This window comes from Sorangium sp. So ce296, assembly GCF_051529605.1.
Lineage (GTDB): Bacteria > Myxococcota_A > Polyangia > Polyangiales > Polyangiaceae > Sorangium > Sorangium cellulosum_D.
The window spans coordinates 1,924,324-1,939,373 of sequence record NZ_CP150325.1 but is presented as its reverse complement, the minus strand read 5'-3'; the positions used below and the strand labels follow the sequence as shown (position 1 = coordinate 1,939,373).

The following is a 15,050-nucleotide window of genomic DNA, read 5'->3' as shown; positions in this document are numbered from 1 at the left end:
TGCAGCTGGAATCCGCCTCGGTCGAGGCGCACGGCGCTCAAGGGAGATCCGATGACATGATGCGTGTCATCGATCATCAAGCGGCGGAACCGCGAGCGACCTCTCGTCGGCGAGGTCGCTCGCGGCGCCGGAGCGGGTTTCGTCCGCCGGCTACTTGGCCGCCGGCCACTGGTCCTTCGGGAGGTCCTTGTAGACGTCCTCGACCTTGTGGAACCCGTCGGCGATGACCGTGGACGCGAGGTTGCTCTTGTCCACGGCGATCGGCGCGATGAGCACGCTCGGGACGTCCTTCTTCCCGTTGTTGACCGTCTGCGTCTTCTCGCCGATCTGCTCCTTCTTCGCCATCTTGATGGCGAGCTCGGCGGCCTTCTCGGCGAGGGACTTGATCGGCTTGTAGACGGTCATGCTCTGGGTGCCGGCCGCGATCCGCTGGCACGCGGCGAGCTCGGCGTCCTGGCCCGAGACGACGACCTTGCCGGCGAGCTTCTGCTCGCCGAGCGCCTGGACCGCCGCGCCCGCGAGCCCATCGTTCGAGGCCACGACGGCCGTGACGTTATTGTTGTTCTTGGTGAGGGCGTTCTCGGTGATCTTGAGCGCCTCGACCGGCTGCCAGTCCTTGGCCCACTGGTCCGCCACGACCTTGATGTCGCCCTTGTCGATGAGCGGCTTCAGGATGTTCATCTGCCCTTCGCGGAAGAGCTTCGCGTTGTTGTCGGTCGGGGAGCCGCCGATGAGGAGGTAGTTCCCCTTCGCGGCCTGCTTCACGAGCGCCTCGGCCTGGAGCTCGCCCACGCGGACGTTGTCGAAGGACACGTAGAGGTCGACGTCGGAGTCGAGGATCAGCCGGTCGTACGCGATGACGGGCACGTTCTGCTTGTGCGCCGACTCGACGATGGTGGCGGTCGTCTTCGCGTTGTGGGGCACGACCACGAGCACGTCGACGCCCTGCGTGAGCAGGTTCTCCGCCTGCGAGTTCTGCAGGGCGTCGTCGCTGTTCGCGGACTGCACGAGCACCTGCGCCCCGAGCTGCTCGGCCTTCGCCTTGAACAGGTCGCGGTCGCGCTGCCACCGCTCCTCCTTCAGGGTATCCATCGAGAAGCCGATCGTGATCTTCTTCTTGTCCGCCCCCTTGGCGTCCGCGGTCTTCGGGGCTTTGTCATCGGTCTTGCCCGCGTTCGTCTCGCCCTCGGAGGCCGGCTTCGAGCAGCCGGTCGAGAACGCGAGCGAGATCATGGCCATGAGAAAGGTGGAGCGACGAATCAAGGTGACCTCCGAGTCAGATGAGGGATAGGGGCCCGTGCTCGGGCCAAATGGCTACTCGATTGTGTTGATGTTGTCCGCGTAGCTCATGATGATGTTGAGCGTTTCCGTGTCGTCGTCGTACACCGAGTACCACCCCTGGAGCTCGTGGGGCGGATCGCCGATGTAATCGTTCCCGAGGAGCCAGTAGTCGTTGCCGTCGTCCGACGGCCTCCCGGTGCCGGCCCACGCCCAGAAGTTCACGCCCGCGAGCTCCGGGTTGTTGACGACGGCGTCGAAGACGGTCGAGTAGTACTCGTTCCGCTTCTCGACCGTCGACGCGACGGGCTCGGACTTGTCGTCCCGCGCGAGCCCGAACTCCTCGACGACGATCGGCTTGTTCAGCGCCTTGGCGTGCTCGATCTGCAGATCGATGTACCCGTTGCTCTTCGTGATGGCCGCCTGGAGCGACCTGTCGGCGGTGCTGTCGGCCGGCAGCGACGGGTCGTACCACTCCCAGTTCTCCGGCCAGACGTGGAAGGTGAGGTAATCGATGCCGGACACGGCGTGGAAGGCCCGGTAGTCGCTGTTGGCGTAGTCGCCCCAGTTGTACGAGAGGTCGCCCTCCGAGCCGATCGAGACGAGGTGGTTCTTGTCGATGTCCTTGATGAACTTCGCGTTCCGCTCGACCCAGAGCTTGAACAGCGCGCCCCAGCCCTTGAAGGACCGCGGCTCGTTCCCGAGCTGCCACGCCATGATCCCCGGGTGGTCCTTGAGCTTCTCGATAACGACCTTGGCCCGGCTGAAGTAGAACTCCTGTGCCTTCTTGTTGCAAAAGAACAGGCTGGAGAGATCCATCTGGTCGGGCCAGGGGTTCGTGTTCGGGTCGAGCGTGCCCGAGTGGGGGATCGCCCACTCGTTGATGGCCACGGCCTGGCAGTCCTCGCCGGTGCCCTCGCGGAACCGGATCGAGCCGTTGAACGGCACGTCGTAGCCGGCCGCGAGCAGGGGGGCGTTCGTCTCGGGGTGGGTCAGGCCGACCTGGTACGCGCCGAAGTCCTCCCCGCAGGAGGTGTCCGGCTCCTCGTGGGCCCACTTCATGTACTGGGGCATCCCGCCGGACCAGTGCCAGAAGTCGTTCAGCGTCATGACCGCCTTCATGCCGCGGCTGTGGATCTCGTCGAGCACCGTCACCAGGTGGTCCGCGAACTCCTCGAGCTTCGGGTCGGCGCACGGCTCGTCCGACGACGCGGGGAAGATCCGCTGCGGGCCGTACTGCTGATCGTTCTGCTGCGACTCGGGGATGTCGCCCTCGCTGAGCGCCATGATGCGGAGGTTCTGAACGCCGTGGGCATCGAGGATGTCGAGCTCCGTGCGCAGGCGCTCGAGGGGGATGAAGGGAGCCGACCAGAAGTTCGTGCCCATGTACTTGTACGGTTTCCCGTCGAGCGTGAGCATACTACCTTCCGCGCGGACGTAGCACTTTTCGGGTTGCTCGGCGCACTCGGGCGCCCCGCCGCCCCCGGTTCCGTCCCCGCCGCCCCCGGTGGCGTCGCTGCCGCCGCCCCCGGCGGCGTCGTTGCCGCCGCCCCCGCCTCCGCCGTCGCCGCCGCCGGTCGCGTCGCCGCCGCCGCCCCCGGCGCCCCCGGTGCCCGAGGCCGCTGGGTCGGTCGTGTCGGACGTGCACGCGGCGAGGGAGAGCAAACCCAAAGCGAGCAACAAGGTCTTCTTCATCGTCGGTCGTTCCTTACCTGGTTCGAGTGTCGTTCCTCAAGCGTGGCTGAGCGCCGCCGCCGCAAGCACACGGCCCGCGCGCGGCGGCGCGCCGGGCAGGCGCGCCGCCGTCGTGGTGATCGTGTTGCCGTGGCCACAGCGAGCTGCCCGGTGTCGCGCCGATGCAAATCTCCGCTCAGGGTGTCGTCGTCGCACCGGCGCGGTTCATGGCAGACCACTTAATCGGTTCAGCGTCAACGGCGAAGTCGCGCCGAGCGGCGCCGCACCGGCGAGGGCGCGGCGCTCGAAACGAGCGGTGGAGCTCGGCGGGCGCGGCGCGAGGAACGCGCCGGAGAGATCGCGGAAGAACGCGCCGGCCGGGGTCGGCCGGTGAGGTGCGCCACCGGGCGTGGCGGGGGTGTTCAGGCTAGAATGGCCGAGCGTGGCCGAGCCGCTGGGCGCTCGGCTCCGCGGAGGACGGGGGCATGTCGCCGAGCTTGATCCTGTTTGCGGTGCCGGCTTTTTTCGCGCTCATCGGCGTCGAGCTCTGGCTTTGCCGCCGCCGCGGGCGGCGCGACTACCGCTTCTCGGACGCGCTCGCCAACCTCTCGTGCGGGGTCGGCCAGCAGGCGCTCGTCTCCGTCGTGAGCGGCGGGGTGCTCGTCTATCTCTTCCTCTTCGAGCGCGCCGCGCTCGTGCGGCTGCCGCCGGGCGCGGCGTCGAGCTGGCTGGCCTGCTTCGTCGCGGTCGACTTCTGCTATTACTGGGCGCACCGCGCGAGCCACCGCGTGAACTTCCTGTGGGCGGCGCACGCGGTCCACCACCAGAGCGAGCACTACAACCTCTCGGTCGCGCTGCGCCAGAGCTGGGTCCAGCGGGCGTTCTTCTGGCCGTTCTTCTGGCCGCTCGCCTTCCTCGGCTTCCCGCCCGCGATGGTCGTCACGACGTATACGTTGAACATCCTCTATCAGTTCTGGATCCACACGCAGCTCGTCGGCCGCCTCGGTCCGCTGGAGTGGGTGCTGAACACGCCGTCTCATCACCGGGTGCACCACGGCGTCGATCCCGAGTATCTCGACAGGAACCACGGCGGCGTGCTCATCGTGTGGGATCGGCTGTTCGGCACCTTCCGCGCGGAGGGGGCGCCGCCGCGGTACGGCGTGGTCCAGCCGCTCGCGAGCTTCAGCGCGCTGCGCGCGAACGTCGACCCGTGGCGGAAGCTCGCGCGCATGGCGGCGGCGGAGCCGCGCCTCGCCGGCAAGCTGCTCGTCTGGCTCCGGCCGCCGGACTTCCGGTCCGCGGCGGCCCCGCCCGAGGAGGGCCCGCTGCGCACCGATCCGGGCTACGTCCTCCACGACGTCGAGCGCTCCCCGCTGGTGCGCGCGCTGGCGGCGGCGCTGTTCCTCGCGGCGCTGCTCGGCGCGATCGCGTTCCTGTACGCGGCGCCGGGCCTCGCCCGGGGCCCGCTGTGGGCGGGGGCGGCCGCCATCGTCGCCGCGCTCGCCGCGGTCGGAGCGCTGCTCGACGGGCCGAGCTCGCCGGAGGCGCGGGGCGCGCCGACGGCCGCGAGCTCGCCGAAGGGGATGCCGATCTCGCCGGGCTGAGCCCGCGCCGCCTAGGCCGGCCGGCCAGCCTGCGCCGGCGGGCGAGTCGACGTGACGACACCCGGCGGGCGCTCAACCCCCCCTCCGCCGCGTCGGGGTTGGCGGACAGAGGGGATGGTCGATTTCGTGCTCGCGCGCGCGGCGTGCGCGAATGCCGCCGGCATGCGCTTGAGATCGATGGCGAGATCGCATATCCCGGATCCATCGGTCTCGATGGTGCCGGGAGCGTATCGGCATCTCGAGAGCGGTTTGCTCTTCTCCGCGCCGGCGCGAATGTCGACGCCGCCTCGGGTGGAGCTGGCCGAGCGACGATCTCGCTGAGAGTCGCGCTCGGGAGAACGTCATGGACCCCAGTTCCAGGGAGAGTTGCGACATGATGACTCCGGCATGGTCGTGGGCCCGGGCGCTCCTCCTGAGCGCCGTCGTCCTCGCGGCGGCGCCAGGATGTCCCTCGAATGTCCGCCCGGAGGACGAGCCGCGCGCTTCCGGCGGCGGGGCGGGCGCGAACGACGGCGGCGGCGGGGCTGGCGGCGACGGCGGTGGCGGCGGCGGTGCAGGGGCGTGCGTCGACGACGACCCGTGCACGGCCGAGCGCCTCGATGCGTCCGGCCAATGCATCTACCCGGCGGCCCCGGATGGAACGCCCTGCGGGCGCGGCGACGTCTGCTCGGCCGGCGATCGGTGCGTGGGCGGCGCGTGCACGGAGGTGCCCGTCTCGGTGCCCGCGGAGATCTACGGCACGGGTTGGGGCTACGGCGCGGCGCCGGCCGAAGGCCCCAGCTTTCCGCTGGAGGGCATGGCGGAGTTCCTGTCGAACGACCGGATCCTGTTCGGCGAGCGGCTCGGTGGGAACGGCCTGTCGCTGTCCCTGGTCCGGGTGGACGAAGGCGGATTGCAGCGGCTGGGCCAGCGCACCCTGGACATCGGCGTCGAGCATTACTTCGGCAGCTGGGACTGGTCTGACGGGCTCCTCACCTCGTTGGTCCCGCTGGGGCCGGACCGTGTCGTCGTCGTCGGGACGCGGCAGCGGCTGGAGCTCCTGGGGCTGGAGGGCGACCGCATCACGACGCTGTCCCAGCGCGCGCTGGACCCGCGCAGCGACAGCATCGTCGGAGGCGCCGGGCGCGGGGACCGCTTCTGGACCTGCGCCGGATCGTGGGTGAGCGCGTGGCGCGTCGGCGCCGACGACGCGCTCGTCGAGGAGACCGCGCACGCCTTCCAGCTCCTGGCGGGGACATGCCGCTCGCTCGCCCTCTCCGCGGACGGAGCTGTCCTGTGGATCGCGACCTCGCACGGCCTCGTGCCCGTGGACGTGTCATCGCCGGCCGGGCCGGTCATCAAGCCCGCGCGCTTCGCCTCCCAGGCCTTCTTCCACGCGCAGCTGAACGACACGTACCTCGTCGCGCAAGAGCTGCTCCGCTACGGGGAGCTGGGCAGCATCCACGTGTTCCGCGTGGCGGACCTGGACGGCGCGGAAGAGCCGGCTCCGGTGAAGTCGTTCTCGCCGGACGAGGGGGCCGATCTCTGGGACCGCCCCCTGGGGTTCGCGCTCCTCGACGACGACCTGCTCGTCGAGTGGTTCCGCGTGAACGGCGCCACCCGCTCCTACGTCGTGGACCGCCACGCCCTGAGCCCGGCGGGCGTCTCGTCCGCGCTGGGCAGCCTCCTCGTGCGCGAGAGCGACGAGGCAGGCCTGCTGCCCTCTCCGCTCCGGCTCGCGGCCCGGGGGCGACACGCCGTCTTGCATCCCTGGCGCCGCGTCGTCGCGCTGGACGGCTCGGCCGCGATGCGATTCCGGACGGGGCTCCACCATGGCTCGCTGGAGCGCATCTGGGCTGGAGAGGACGGCGCGGTCCTGGCGGTGGGGCCCTTCGGCGTGCACAGCGTGGATCTGGGAGATCCGATGGCGCCCGTCCTCACGGCGGGAGGGACGGTGTTTCCGCCGGACATGCAGCGGCTGCGGCTCGCCCCCGCGCCGTCCGAGGCCGGCGCGCTCGATCTGGTGACGCTGCCGTCGAGCGAGGCCAACGTGCATCAGGAAGGCGGCACCGCCGTGCTGAGCTGCCTCGGGCCGGGCGAAGGCGGGCTCCTGGCGCCGTCTGGCCAGCTGCGGATCGAGGGTGGTCCTGCGGTGCTGGCGTCCGCGCCGGGCCAGCTCTTCCAGGCGGCGCCGATCGACGGGGGTGCCTTGCGGCTGCGGCGCTTCGCGCTGCCCGCGCGCTGCGCCGGGGAGCTCCTCGGGCCCGCGTCCGAGCAGATCATCGCGCCGCAGGTCTCCAGCGCGCCGCGCGTGGCCCAGGCCCTCGCTGTGGACGGCGAGCGCGCCGAGGTGCTGCTGGGCCAGCTCTACTACGAGGACCTGGTGGCCGAGATATCGCTGCTCTGGTTCTCCTGGACGGGCGCTGGACCGATGGCCACCGGTACGCTGTCCGGCACCGGGGACCTCACGGCCGTGGCCCTCGCCGGCGATCGCGCCCTGGTCATCGAGAATCGCCAGCACGTCTACGTGCTGCGGCGCGACGGGGAGGACATCGTCGTCCACAACCACGTCGACCTGTCGCAGGCACCGAGCCCGATGCAGGCATCGCGGATCCTCTCCTTCGATGGAACCGTGGCCTGGTTGGCCATCGTCTCACCGTCCGCCGGGGCGCTCGCGCTGCTGGCGGACGACGGGACCGAGCTCGCGCGCTATCCCACGCCGAGCCCGGTGCGGTCCCTCGCGCTCGCTGGGGAGCGGCTCGTCCTCGGGATGAACGAGGCCATCACCATCGCGGCGCCGGTGTGCGGCGCGAGCCGGAGCGCGCGTCGCGCGGCCGGCCCGTCCCCCAACTTCCTACAGAATTGCGACAGCGGGTGCAGCCCGTGAGGTGACGTGTTCCTTCGGGGCTCGGACGGCGCAGCCTCGCCGGTTCCGGGGGCGCCCGCTCCGCGACGCCCGAGGACCGCCGGGCGGAGTGCGGCGCGACGCGATGTCCAGCGCGCAGACAGGCGCTGCCATCCTGGCAGGCTGGCCCCTCGGGCGCGGGGCCTCCGGGGCGCGGATCTCCGCTGTTCTCTCCCGGCATGGAGCGTGAATAGCGCGCTCGCATGGCCATCGAGACGACATCCATCGATCGCGAGGACCGGCTCGCCGGCGTCCTCCTCGGCACGGCGGTCGGCGACGCGCTCGGCCTGCCGCGTGAGGGCCTGTCGCGCCGCCGCGCCGCCCGCCTCTTCGGCGCGGCGCCGCTCGAGCACCGCTTCGTGCTCGGCCGCGGGATGATCAGCGACGACGCCGAGCACGCGTGCATGACGGCGCAGGCCCTGCTGGCCGCGCCGGGGGACGCGGCGCGGTTCGCGCGGTCGCTCGGGTGGCAGCTCCGCGGCTGGCTCGCCTCCCTGCCGGCGGGCGTCGGATACGCCACGTTGCGGGCGATCCTCAAGCTCTGGATCGGGTTCTCTCCGGAGCGGAGCGGCGTCTTCTCGGCCGGCAACGGCGCCGCGATGCGCGCGCCGATCCTGGGCGCGACGCTCGCCCTGACGCCCTCGCGCATCGAGCCCATGGTGCGCGCGTCCACGCGCCTCACGCACACCGATCCGCGGGCCGAGGAGGGCGCGCGGATCATCGCCCTCGCCGCCGCGTATGCCGCGGTGCGCGCGCCGGAGCAGGTGAATCCGGCCGAGCTCTTGCCGATGCTCCGCGAGCGAACCGCGGATCCGGAGCTCGGCCGCCGGCTCGACTGCGCGGCGGAGCTGCTCGGCCGGCGCGCGTCGGCGGCGGATTTCGCCGGGGCGATCGGGCTCACGGAGGGCGTGAGCGGGTTCATCGTGGACACGGCGCCAGCGGCCCTGTTCTGCTGGCTCGCGCACCCGGGCGATTTCCGGCGCACGGTGGAGGACGTCATCCTGCTCGGCGGCGACGCCGACAGCACGGGCGCGATCGTCGGTGGCCTCGCGGGCGCGACGGTCGGGGCGCGCGGGATCCCCGGGGCGTGGCTCGACGGGATCGCCGACTTCCCGCGATCGGTCGCGTGGATGCGGCGCCTCGGCGCGCGGCTCGCGCGGGCGTTCCGCGGCGAGGGCGAGGGCGCCGAGGCGGGGGAGCGCGCTTCCGGTGGGGAAGGGCCGCTCGGCCTCTTCTGGCCGGCGCTGCCGGTGAGGAACCTGCTCTTCCTGGCGTTGGCGCTGGGGCACGGGTTCCGGAGGATGCTGCCGCCCTATTGAGGGGGCCCGCGGCCAAGACGGCATCGCGCGTTCAACGAGCTTGGTGCCGCGGGTCAGAAATCCCGCCATCGGTCGGTCCCCGCAACGGCGCCGAGCGGCCCGGGGCTCCTTCCCGCGGTGCTGCACCCTTCCCGTTGGTGCGGCGCGCTCGTCGCCTCAGAGCGCCGGCGACCGGCGTCATCGATTTTACTTCGGGCTTCAGCGCATAGACGTTGTAGTAGAATGGGTGCTCCTTCAGCCGCTGGCCGACCGGAGCGTCGACGATGACGGGGATGCCGAGCTCCTTCAGATGCGATGACGGGCCGACGCCCGAACGCATCAGGATGGCGGGGCTGCCGTACGCGCCGGCCGACAGGATCACCTGACCGGCCGCGATGGTCTCGCCGCCGACGAGGCGCACGCCGGTCGCGCGGCGGCCTTCGAGCACGACGCTGTCGACGTCGACGCATCCTCGGATCGTCAGGTTCGGCCGGCGGCGCACGTCTGCCGTGAGGTAGGCCATGCCGGTGTTGATCCGCTTGCCGTCGACGACGTTCAATGGGTAGGGCGACACCCCGTGCTGGTCGGCGCCGTTGAAGTCGGTGACGCGCGCGAGGCCGCACCTCTCCGCGGCGAGCACGAACGCGCGCATCGACGCGGTGTTCTCCCCCATCGTGTCACCCAGGCCCGCAGCAGGTCTTCAAGGCCGCTTCTACGGCGAGCAAGCCGTCGGGCTGGAGAGCGTGGCCCCCGCATGCTCTTGCACCAGCTCCTTCACTTGGGAGGCCGGCACCATGAACGACTTGTATTCGTACGGAGGGTCGAAGGCGTCGCCGCTGCCCGTTTGATTTCCGGAGCAGCCCTCGAACAGGTTGCCCGTCGCCTCTTGCACGGAGCCGTCGCCATTCTGCTTGCCCAAGTCAATCGGCTCGTTCTGGTCGATGAAATGGTTGTTCTCGGTCAGCACGTTGCACTTGAAGCCGTTCGATACGCCGAGCTTCGAAGGGCCTACCGAGGTGTCCTCCGTGTAGAGGTTGTTGACGACGTGGATCCACCCGTACCGGCAACGGGGTTGGCGTTCTGCGACACCTGTCCACCAATTGAACATGAAGGTGATGTTGAGCTTGCCCTCGCTCGCGGGCTCGTTGTCCGAGGATGCGATCAGGTTCGACAGGTTGTGATCCCCTCTTTTGCTGTATCCGAAGATGCTCCACGTGAACGTCACGTTGTCGGCCCCCTTGACGACGTCGGCGTTGCCATCTTGCCCGTCCCAGAACTCGGCGTGGTCGACCCAGATGTTCTTGGAGTTGCCCTCGATGCTGATGTTGTCCCACGCCTGGTCGCCGTTGGAGCCCGGCCCACGGACGACGATGTTGCGGAGGATGACGTTGCTCGCGTCCTTGATATGGATAGCCGCTTTGATCTGCGTGCCCGCGTGGAGGCCGACGATGGTTTTGTTCGATTTGATCTCCAGTCGATCCCCGGAGGTCCCCGACCAACCACCGCCCACCGTGCCGTCGACGTGAATCACCCGCGCCTCACCATCCTTGGCGTACTTCAGGAGATCGGCGAAGTTATCGACGACGATGGGCGCGGCGTTGCCTCCGCCCGTGACGTTGAAGGCGCCACCATCGCGACCTGAGCGCGTGGCCCAGCCGATGGGCTTGCACTGGTCCGCGCCCGCACCACCATCACCGCCCCCTGAACCGCCGGAGCCGCCCGAGGCCCCCGTGCCGCCCGACCCGCCCGAGGCCCCCGCGCCACCCGACCCGCCCGAGGCCCCCGCGCCGCCCGACCCGCCCGAGCCGTTCGCGGTCGAGCCCGAGCCACCCACGCCCACCTGGCTGCCACCGCTTCCGCTGCTATCGCCGGTGGTCGAGCTCGTGCCGCCCGCTTCGTTCGGCTCGCTCCCTTCATTGCCACCGCACGAGGCTGCTGCAGCAACGATACCGCCAAACAGCCCCAAAAGAATGTTCTTTCTATTCATGAGGACCTCAGAGGCCGGTCGTGCAATCTCTGAACCACGGGTGATACCCCTCTTCCGTATAAGAAAGATCAATGGCGCTCCGGACTGCGTAAACTGCTCCGATCTACACTGTCAACCGGGAGTTGACGCTTCTATTCAGGCGTGTGAGACCCGCCCCGGTCGACTTCGAACCCCCGCGTACGCTCGGTCGCGCGATGCGCTCTGCCGAGGCCCCGTCCTCAGCCCGGCGCCGTAGACCACACGAAGCCAAAGGACCCTTCCATGGGCGTCCTCCCGCAGGTACGGCCGCGCGCGTCAGCGCACGGAATGGGAGCGCCGAAACAGCTGGCGAACCTCCTCCGCGAGGCTCTGGATGGGACCTTCCACGGGCAGCCCCAGGACGATATCGTGGATCGGCAGGCCTCGCACCGGAGGAGCCGGAAGGCCCCACTCGGCGAGCCAGCCGACCAGCTGTGCCGAAGAGCTCGCGTACACGATGCGTCCGAGCCGGACCCAGCCATGGGCCGCGGCGCACATGGGACAGTGTTCGGTCGAGGTGAAGACCGTCGCCGCGGCTCGCTCGTCGGGGGCGAGGTGCGCAGCCGCCCAGCGCGCCAGCGCGAGCTCCGGATGGCAGGTCGGATCGCCGCCGCCCACGCGGTTGTGATCCTCCGCGAGGACCGTCCCGTCCGCCGCGACCAGCACGGACCCGAACGGTTCGTTGCCGGTCTCCAGCGCCAGCGCCGCGAGCTCGACGCAGCGGCGCAGGTGCCTCATCTCGATATTGCTCGGCATGGTCGTCTCCTTCGGGGTACGGGAGCACGGCTTCGTTCGCGCCGGAGGGGCCCTCGCAAGAAAGGGACCGCTCCAGAGCCATCGGTGAAGCGTGCTCGGCCCGCTGAAGCAGACCGCCGAGCCCCGCGCCTTGGGCAGCCGAGCGGGCTCTTGGCGCGGTCGATGACCGCTGCGCCGATCTCCGGGATGAGCTCTTGCTTGCCCGCGGAGCCGGTCGCTCCCGGCAAGCTCATCGAACGTCTTAATTTTTCTGGGATTTGCTCACGCGAGCGAGCTCGCACAGGGAGATGATGTCCGCTCGACCCGACCCGGAGACCGCCCTCTCGGGAGCGCGCGGGTCACAGCTTCGAGGCGGCGTGGTCCCAGTTCACCAGGTTCCACCATGCCTCGACGTACTTCGGCCGGGCATTGCGGTAGTCGATGTAATACGCGTGCTCCCACACGTCGCACGTGAGCAGCGGCGTCTTGCCCTCCGTGAGCGGGTTCCCGGCGTTGCCCGTCTGCACGATCTCCAGCTTGCCGGAGCTGTTCTTCACCAGCCAAGCCCAGCCCGAGCCGAACTGACCGACGGCCGCGGCGCTGAACTTCTCCTTGAACGACGACACGCTCCCGAACGCCGCCTCGATCGCCGCTCGGAGCGCGGCGGGCGGCTCACCGCCGCCCTGCGGCTTCATGCTGTGCCAGTAGAACGTGTGATTCCACACCTGAGCTGCCTGGTTGAAGACCGCGCCGGACGTCGTGCGGACGAGATCCTCGAGGCTCTTGCCCGCGAGCGCCGCGTCCGCCGCCACGAGCTCGTTCAGCTTCGTGACGTACGCGTTGTGGTGCTTGCCGTGGTGGAAATCGAGCGTCTCGGCCGAGATGTGGGGAACCAGCGCGTCTCTGGAGTAGGGGAGCTGGGGAAGAGTGAAGGTCATGGTTCTGTTCCTCGTGTTGCCTGTCGACGGCCACGCGCTCGTCGCAGCCCGTTGTGAGTAGCTTGGCGAAGACCTTCGGGTGGCGCTCCGGCCACGGTTCGAACGTCCGCGCGTCGCGGCCAATCAGCCGCTCCGCGTCGCCGGGTCCGGCGGCATCGTAGCAGCCGCCGGCGGGTGCGTGTGGCGCCTTGCCAACGAGTTGGCAGTTTTCCATCCATTTGGAGAGACGGCCTCCCGGCCAGCGGCCAAGCCAGCGGCGGGCTCGGCGGGCTCGGCGGGCCCCGGCGTCCGGCGGATCAGGCGAGGCCGGAGAGCGGGCCGGAATCGGGCTTGCGATTCCCGATGCTGCTCGTGCTGGGCGAAGCGCTCGCGCGTGGAGGTCACGTCGTCCACCGGCGGGGGGACGTTGTTGACGTTCGCCGGCGGGGGGCTGAGCGGCTGGCACATGAGGTTCTCACGGACGACGATGCCGCGGTGGATGGGGGAGGTCTGGTTGTGGTGAGATCATCGGCTCGGGGGTCGCGGAGGGGACGCCGGACCCGCCGACATCGGCGTGGTACAGGAACGACGGCGACTGCAGCAGTCCCTCGATCACGAGGCGAAAGCCGCGCGACGCCCCGCCCGATCGCCGGCCGAGCTCGTAGAGCGCGACGAGCCCCTGCATCTCATCCGCTTCGAGGGGGCGGCGGTACGCGCGCTGCCCGAGCCGCTCGACGAGCTCGGTCGCGCACGAGGTCCCATCGTCGTCCGCAAGGCTGCACGGCGCGATCAGGTCCATGCGCCCCTCGGCCTCCGAGGCCACCCGCGCCGCGAGCTCCGCCGCCTGCAGGACGAGGAGCTCCGTGATCGGAGCGAAAAGAGAGTTTAACTAAACCGGTTAATACGATCGAATATATTGCGCACTAAATCAGTAAAGAAATCCAGGGGTGGCATACCCGAGGTCCCGAGGCGCTCGGGCACACTCGCGACGACGAACGGCGAGCTTGAGAGTGTAAGGGCTTATAATTAAAGACATTAAACTTCGTTCTTTTTGCGCCTTTGCGCCTTCATTGCGCGCTCTCTCTCCGGATTCCTGCGAGTGGAACCAGCGGCCGGCGGCGTTCTCCGAGGGAATCCGCGCGGAGCGCCGTCATCGCCGCCCGTTCGCGGCTCGCTCGTGGCATGCTGTCGCCCACGGGCCGCCCCATGCGCTTCGTCACGTACGCCCCGCCTCCGCCCCTCGGCCGCTTCGTCGGCCAGCTCTGGTACTACGCCGCCCCCGAGCTCCCCGACCTGCTCGAGCGCGTGCTCCCCAGCGGCGCGATGAGCCTCCTCATCAACCTCGCCGAGGACGAGCTGCGCTGGTACGACGCCGCTCCTGCCGCTCCTGCCGCTCCTGCCGCTCCTGCCGCCGCCCTCGCCCGCTGCCACCGCCTCTCCGGCATCGCCGTCTGCGGCGCCCACGCCGAGCACTTCGCGATCGACACGGCCGAGCAGCGCGCGATCGTCGGCGCCGAGTTCACCCCGGGCGGCGCCCTCCCGTTCTTCGGCCCGGCGACCGAGGCGCTCAGCGGCAGCCACGTCTCGCTCGACGCGCTCTGGGGCCGCGAGGCCGCCCTCGTCCGCGAGCGCGTCCTCGAGGCGCGGACCCCCGACGAGAAGCTCCGCGCGCTCGAGGCCGCGCTCGCCGCGCGGCTCGTCCGGCCGCGCGCGCCGCTCGCGCGCGACCCCGCGGTCGACTTCGCGCTCGCCGCGTTCGCTGACCCCTCGCGCGCGTACACCGTGGCCGACGTGACCGGGCAGCTCGGGATGAGCTCGAAGCGCTTCATCCGCACCTTCACCGAGCAGGTCGGCCTCACCCCCAAGCGCTACTGCCGCGTGCAGCGCTTCCAGCAGGCGATCGCGGCGATCGAGCGCGGCGAGCGCGTCTCGTGGGCGGGCGTCGCCGCCGCGTGCGGCTACTACGACCAGGCGCACTTCATCCACGACTTCCGCGCGTTCGCGGGCCTCACCCCGACCGAGTACGTCGCGCGGCGACGCGTGCGGAACCACGTCCCGCAGGGCGGCTGAGCGATCGCCCGCGGCTCGGCCGTCGTCGCCGGCTGACCCCTGCCGGCACGTTTTTACAATACCCGGTCCGGCCGCGCGGACATCCTCCGCCCATGACCACGCGACCTCACCCCATCGCCCCGCCCCCGTACCACACCGTCGTGCCGCACCTCGTCGTGGCCGGCGCCTCGGACGCCATCGCGTTCTACAAGAAGGCGTTCGGCGCGATCGAGAAGCTGCGCCTCGCCGACCCGGAGCGGGGCGGCGCCATCGTCAGCGCCGAGCTCGTCATCGGCGACTCCGTGATCACCCTCGCGGATGAAGCCCCCCAGTGGAACGCCCGCGGCCCGAAGGCGCTCGGCGGCTCGCCCATCGTCATCACGCTGAACGTCGAGGACCCCGACGCCGTCGCCGCGCGCGCCATCAAGGCAGGGGCCAAGATCATCTATCCCATCAACGACCAGCTCTACGGTCGGCGCGAGGGCAGGATCGAGGACCCGTTCGGGTACCAGTGGAAGCTGTCGGCCGTCATCGAGGACGTCTCCGTCGAGGAGATGCAGGCGCGCATGGCGAGAGTGTAGGAAGAGAAGGGCCCGAGCGGCGCCC

At 70.2% G+C, this 15,050-nt stretch carries 12 protein-coding genes and 1 pseudogene; 5 read left to right on the top strand and 8 right to left on the bottom strand.

Annotated features, from left to right (window positions below):
- Positions 1–150 precede the first annotated feature (150 nt).
- Positions 151–1,239 carry a D-xylose ABC transporter substrate-binding protein gene (gene xylF / locus WME98_RS07415; protein ID WP_437953960.1) on the bottom strand — a complete coding sequence of 363 codons (1,089 nt, stop codon included), beginning with the start codon at positions 1,237–1,239 and terminating at the stop codon, positions 151–153.
- A gap of 75 nt (positions 1,240–1,314) precedes the next feature.
- Positions 1,315–2,973, bottom strand: a complete 1,659-nt coding sequence (locus WME98_RS07410) for a glycoside hydrolase 5 family protein (protein WP_437950642.1) — start codon at positions 2,971–2,973, stop codon at positions 1,315–1,317.
- A 464-nt stretch (positions 2,974–3,437) separates the two neighbouring features.
- On the opposite strand from WME98_RS07410, the gene WME98_RS07405 reads away from it, so the two are divergent.
- The 3 genes from WME98_RS07405 (at position 3,438) to WME98_RS07395 (ending at position 8,759) form a co-directional block, all read left to right on the top strand.
- Entirely contained in the window at positions 3,438–4,556 is a 1,119-nt protein-coding gene (locus tag WME98_RS07405) for a sterol desaturase family protein (RefSeq protein ID WP_437950641.1), read from the top strand.
- Positions 4,557–4,929: 373 nt separating this feature from the next.
- Complete coding sequence (locus tag WME98_RS07400) at positions 4,930–7,422, top strand: hypothetical protein (RefSeq protein ID WP_437950640.1); 2,493 nt, start codon at positions 4,930–4,932, stop codon at positions 7,420–7,422.
- A gap of 221 nt (positions 7,423–7,643) precedes the next feature.
- A complete protein-coding gene (locus tag WME98_RS07395) occupies positions 7,644–8,759 on the top strand; it encodes an ADP-ribosylglycohydrolase family protein (protein ID WP_437950639.1) in 1,116 nt (371 codons plus the stop codon).
- Positions 8,760–8,919: 160 nt separating this feature from the next.
- Here WME98_RS07395 and WME98_RS07390 read toward each other — a convergent pair.
- The 6 genes and pseudogenes from WME98_RS07390 to WME98_RS07365 form a co-directional block, all read right to left on the bottom strand.
- Positions 8,920–9,405 (bottom strand): annotated as a pseudogene (locus WME98_RS07390) (GMC family oxidoreductase N-terminal domain-containing protein); the annotation flags it as partial.
- A gap of 45 nt (positions 9,406–9,450) precedes the next feature.
- Positions 9,451–10,725 (bottom strand): pectate lyase family protein, encoded by a 1,275-nt coding sequence (locus WME98_RS07385; protein WP_437950638.1) that lies wholly within the window; start codon positions 10,723–10,725, stop codon positions 9,451–9,453.
- 294 nt (positions 10,726–11,019) lie between these two features.
- Entirely contained in the window at positions 11,020–11,499 is a 480-nt protein-coding gene (locus WME98_RS07380; RefSeq protein ID WP_437950637.1) for a nucleoside deaminase, read from the bottom strand.
- A gap of 338 nt (positions 11,500–11,837) precedes the next feature.
- On the bottom strand, positions 11,838–12,416 hold the full coding sequence (locus WME98_RS07375) for a superoxide dismutase (protein ID WP_437950636.1): 579 nt from the start codon (positions 12,414–12,416) through the stop codon (positions 11,838–11,840).
- Between the two features lie 123 nt (positions 12,417–12,539).
- Complete coding sequence (locus WME98_RS07370) at positions 12,540–12,863, bottom strand: hypothetical protein (RefSeq protein ID WP_437950635.1); 324 nt, start codon at positions 12,861–12,863, stop codon at positions 12,540–12,542.
- Between the two features lie 7 nt (positions 12,864–12,870).
- Positions 12,871–13,194 (bottom strand): DUF1595 domain-containing protein, encoded by a 324-nt coding sequence (locus tag WME98_RS07365; protein WP_437950634.1) that lies wholly within the window; start codon positions 13,192–13,194, stop codon positions 12,871–12,873.
- Between the two features lie 383 nt (positions 13,195–13,577).
- On the opposite strand from WME98_RS07365, the gene WME98_RS07360 reads away from it, so the two are divergent.
- Together WME98_RS07360 and WME98_RS07355 are read left to right on the top strand one after the other, a co-directional pair.
- Entirely contained in the window at positions 13,578–14,465 is an 888-nt protein-coding gene (locus WME98_RS07360; protein ID WP_437950633.1) for a helix-turn-helix domain-containing protein, read from the top strand.
- 92 nt (positions 14,466–14,557) lie between these two features.
- Positions 14,558–15,025, top strand: coding sequence for a VOC family protein (locus WME98_RS07355; RefSeq protein WP_437950632.1), 468 nt, complete (start codon positions 14,558–14,560; stop codon positions 15,023–15,025).
- Positions 15,026–15,050 lie beyond the last annotated feature (25 nt).

Bases quoted from the DNA above. Each gene is read 5' to 3' on its own strand.
- xylF (WP_437953960.1), bottom strand. From the start codon at position 1,239: ATGGCCATGATCTCGCTCGCGTTCTCGACCGGCTGCTCGAAGCCGGCC.
- WME98_RS07410 (WP_437950642.1), bottom strand. From the start codon at position 2,973: ATGAAGAAGACCTTGTTGCTCGCTTTGGGTTTGCTCTCCCTCGCCGCG.
- WME98_RS07380 (WP_437950637.1), bottom strand. From the start codon at position 11,499: ATGCCGAGCAATATCGAGATGAGGCACCTGCGCCGCTGCGTCGAGCTC.
- WME98_RS07360 (WP_437950633.1), top strand. From the start codon at position 13,578: ATGCTGTCGCCCACGGGCCGCCCCATGCGCTTCGTCACGTACGCCCCG.
- WME98_RS07395 (WP_437950639.1), top strand. From the start codon at position 7,644: ATGGCCATCGAGACGACATCCATCGATCGCGAGGACCGGCTCGCCGGC.
- WME98_RS07375 (WP_437950636.1), bottom strand. From the start codon at position 12,416: ATGACCTTCACTCTTCCCCAGCTCCCCTACTCCAGAGACGCGCTGGTT.
- WME98_RS07355 (WP_437950632.1), top strand. From the start codon at position 14,558: ATGACCACGCGACCTCACCCCATCGCCCCGCCCCCGTACCACACCGTC.
- WME98_RS07400 (WP_437950640.1), top strand. From the start codon at position 4,930: ATGATGACTCCGGCATGGTCGTGGGCCCGGGCGCTCCTCCTGAGCGCC.
- WME98_RS07385 (WP_437950638.1), bottom strand. From the start codon at position 10,725: ATGAATAGAAAGAACATTCTTTTGGGGCTGTTTGGCGGTATCGTTGCT.
- WME98_RS07405 (WP_437950641.1), top strand. From the start codon at position 3,438: ATGTCGCCGAGCTTGATCCTGTTTGCGGTGCCGGCTTTTTTCGCGCTC.
- WME98_RS07370 (WP_437950635.1), bottom strand. From the start codon at position 12,863: ATGTGCCAGCCGCTCAGCCCCCCGCCGGCGAACGTCAACAACGTCCCC.
- WME98_RS07365 (WP_437950634.1), bottom strand. From the start codon at position 13,194: ATGGACCTGATCGCGCCGTGCAGCCTTGCGGACGACGATGGGACCTCG.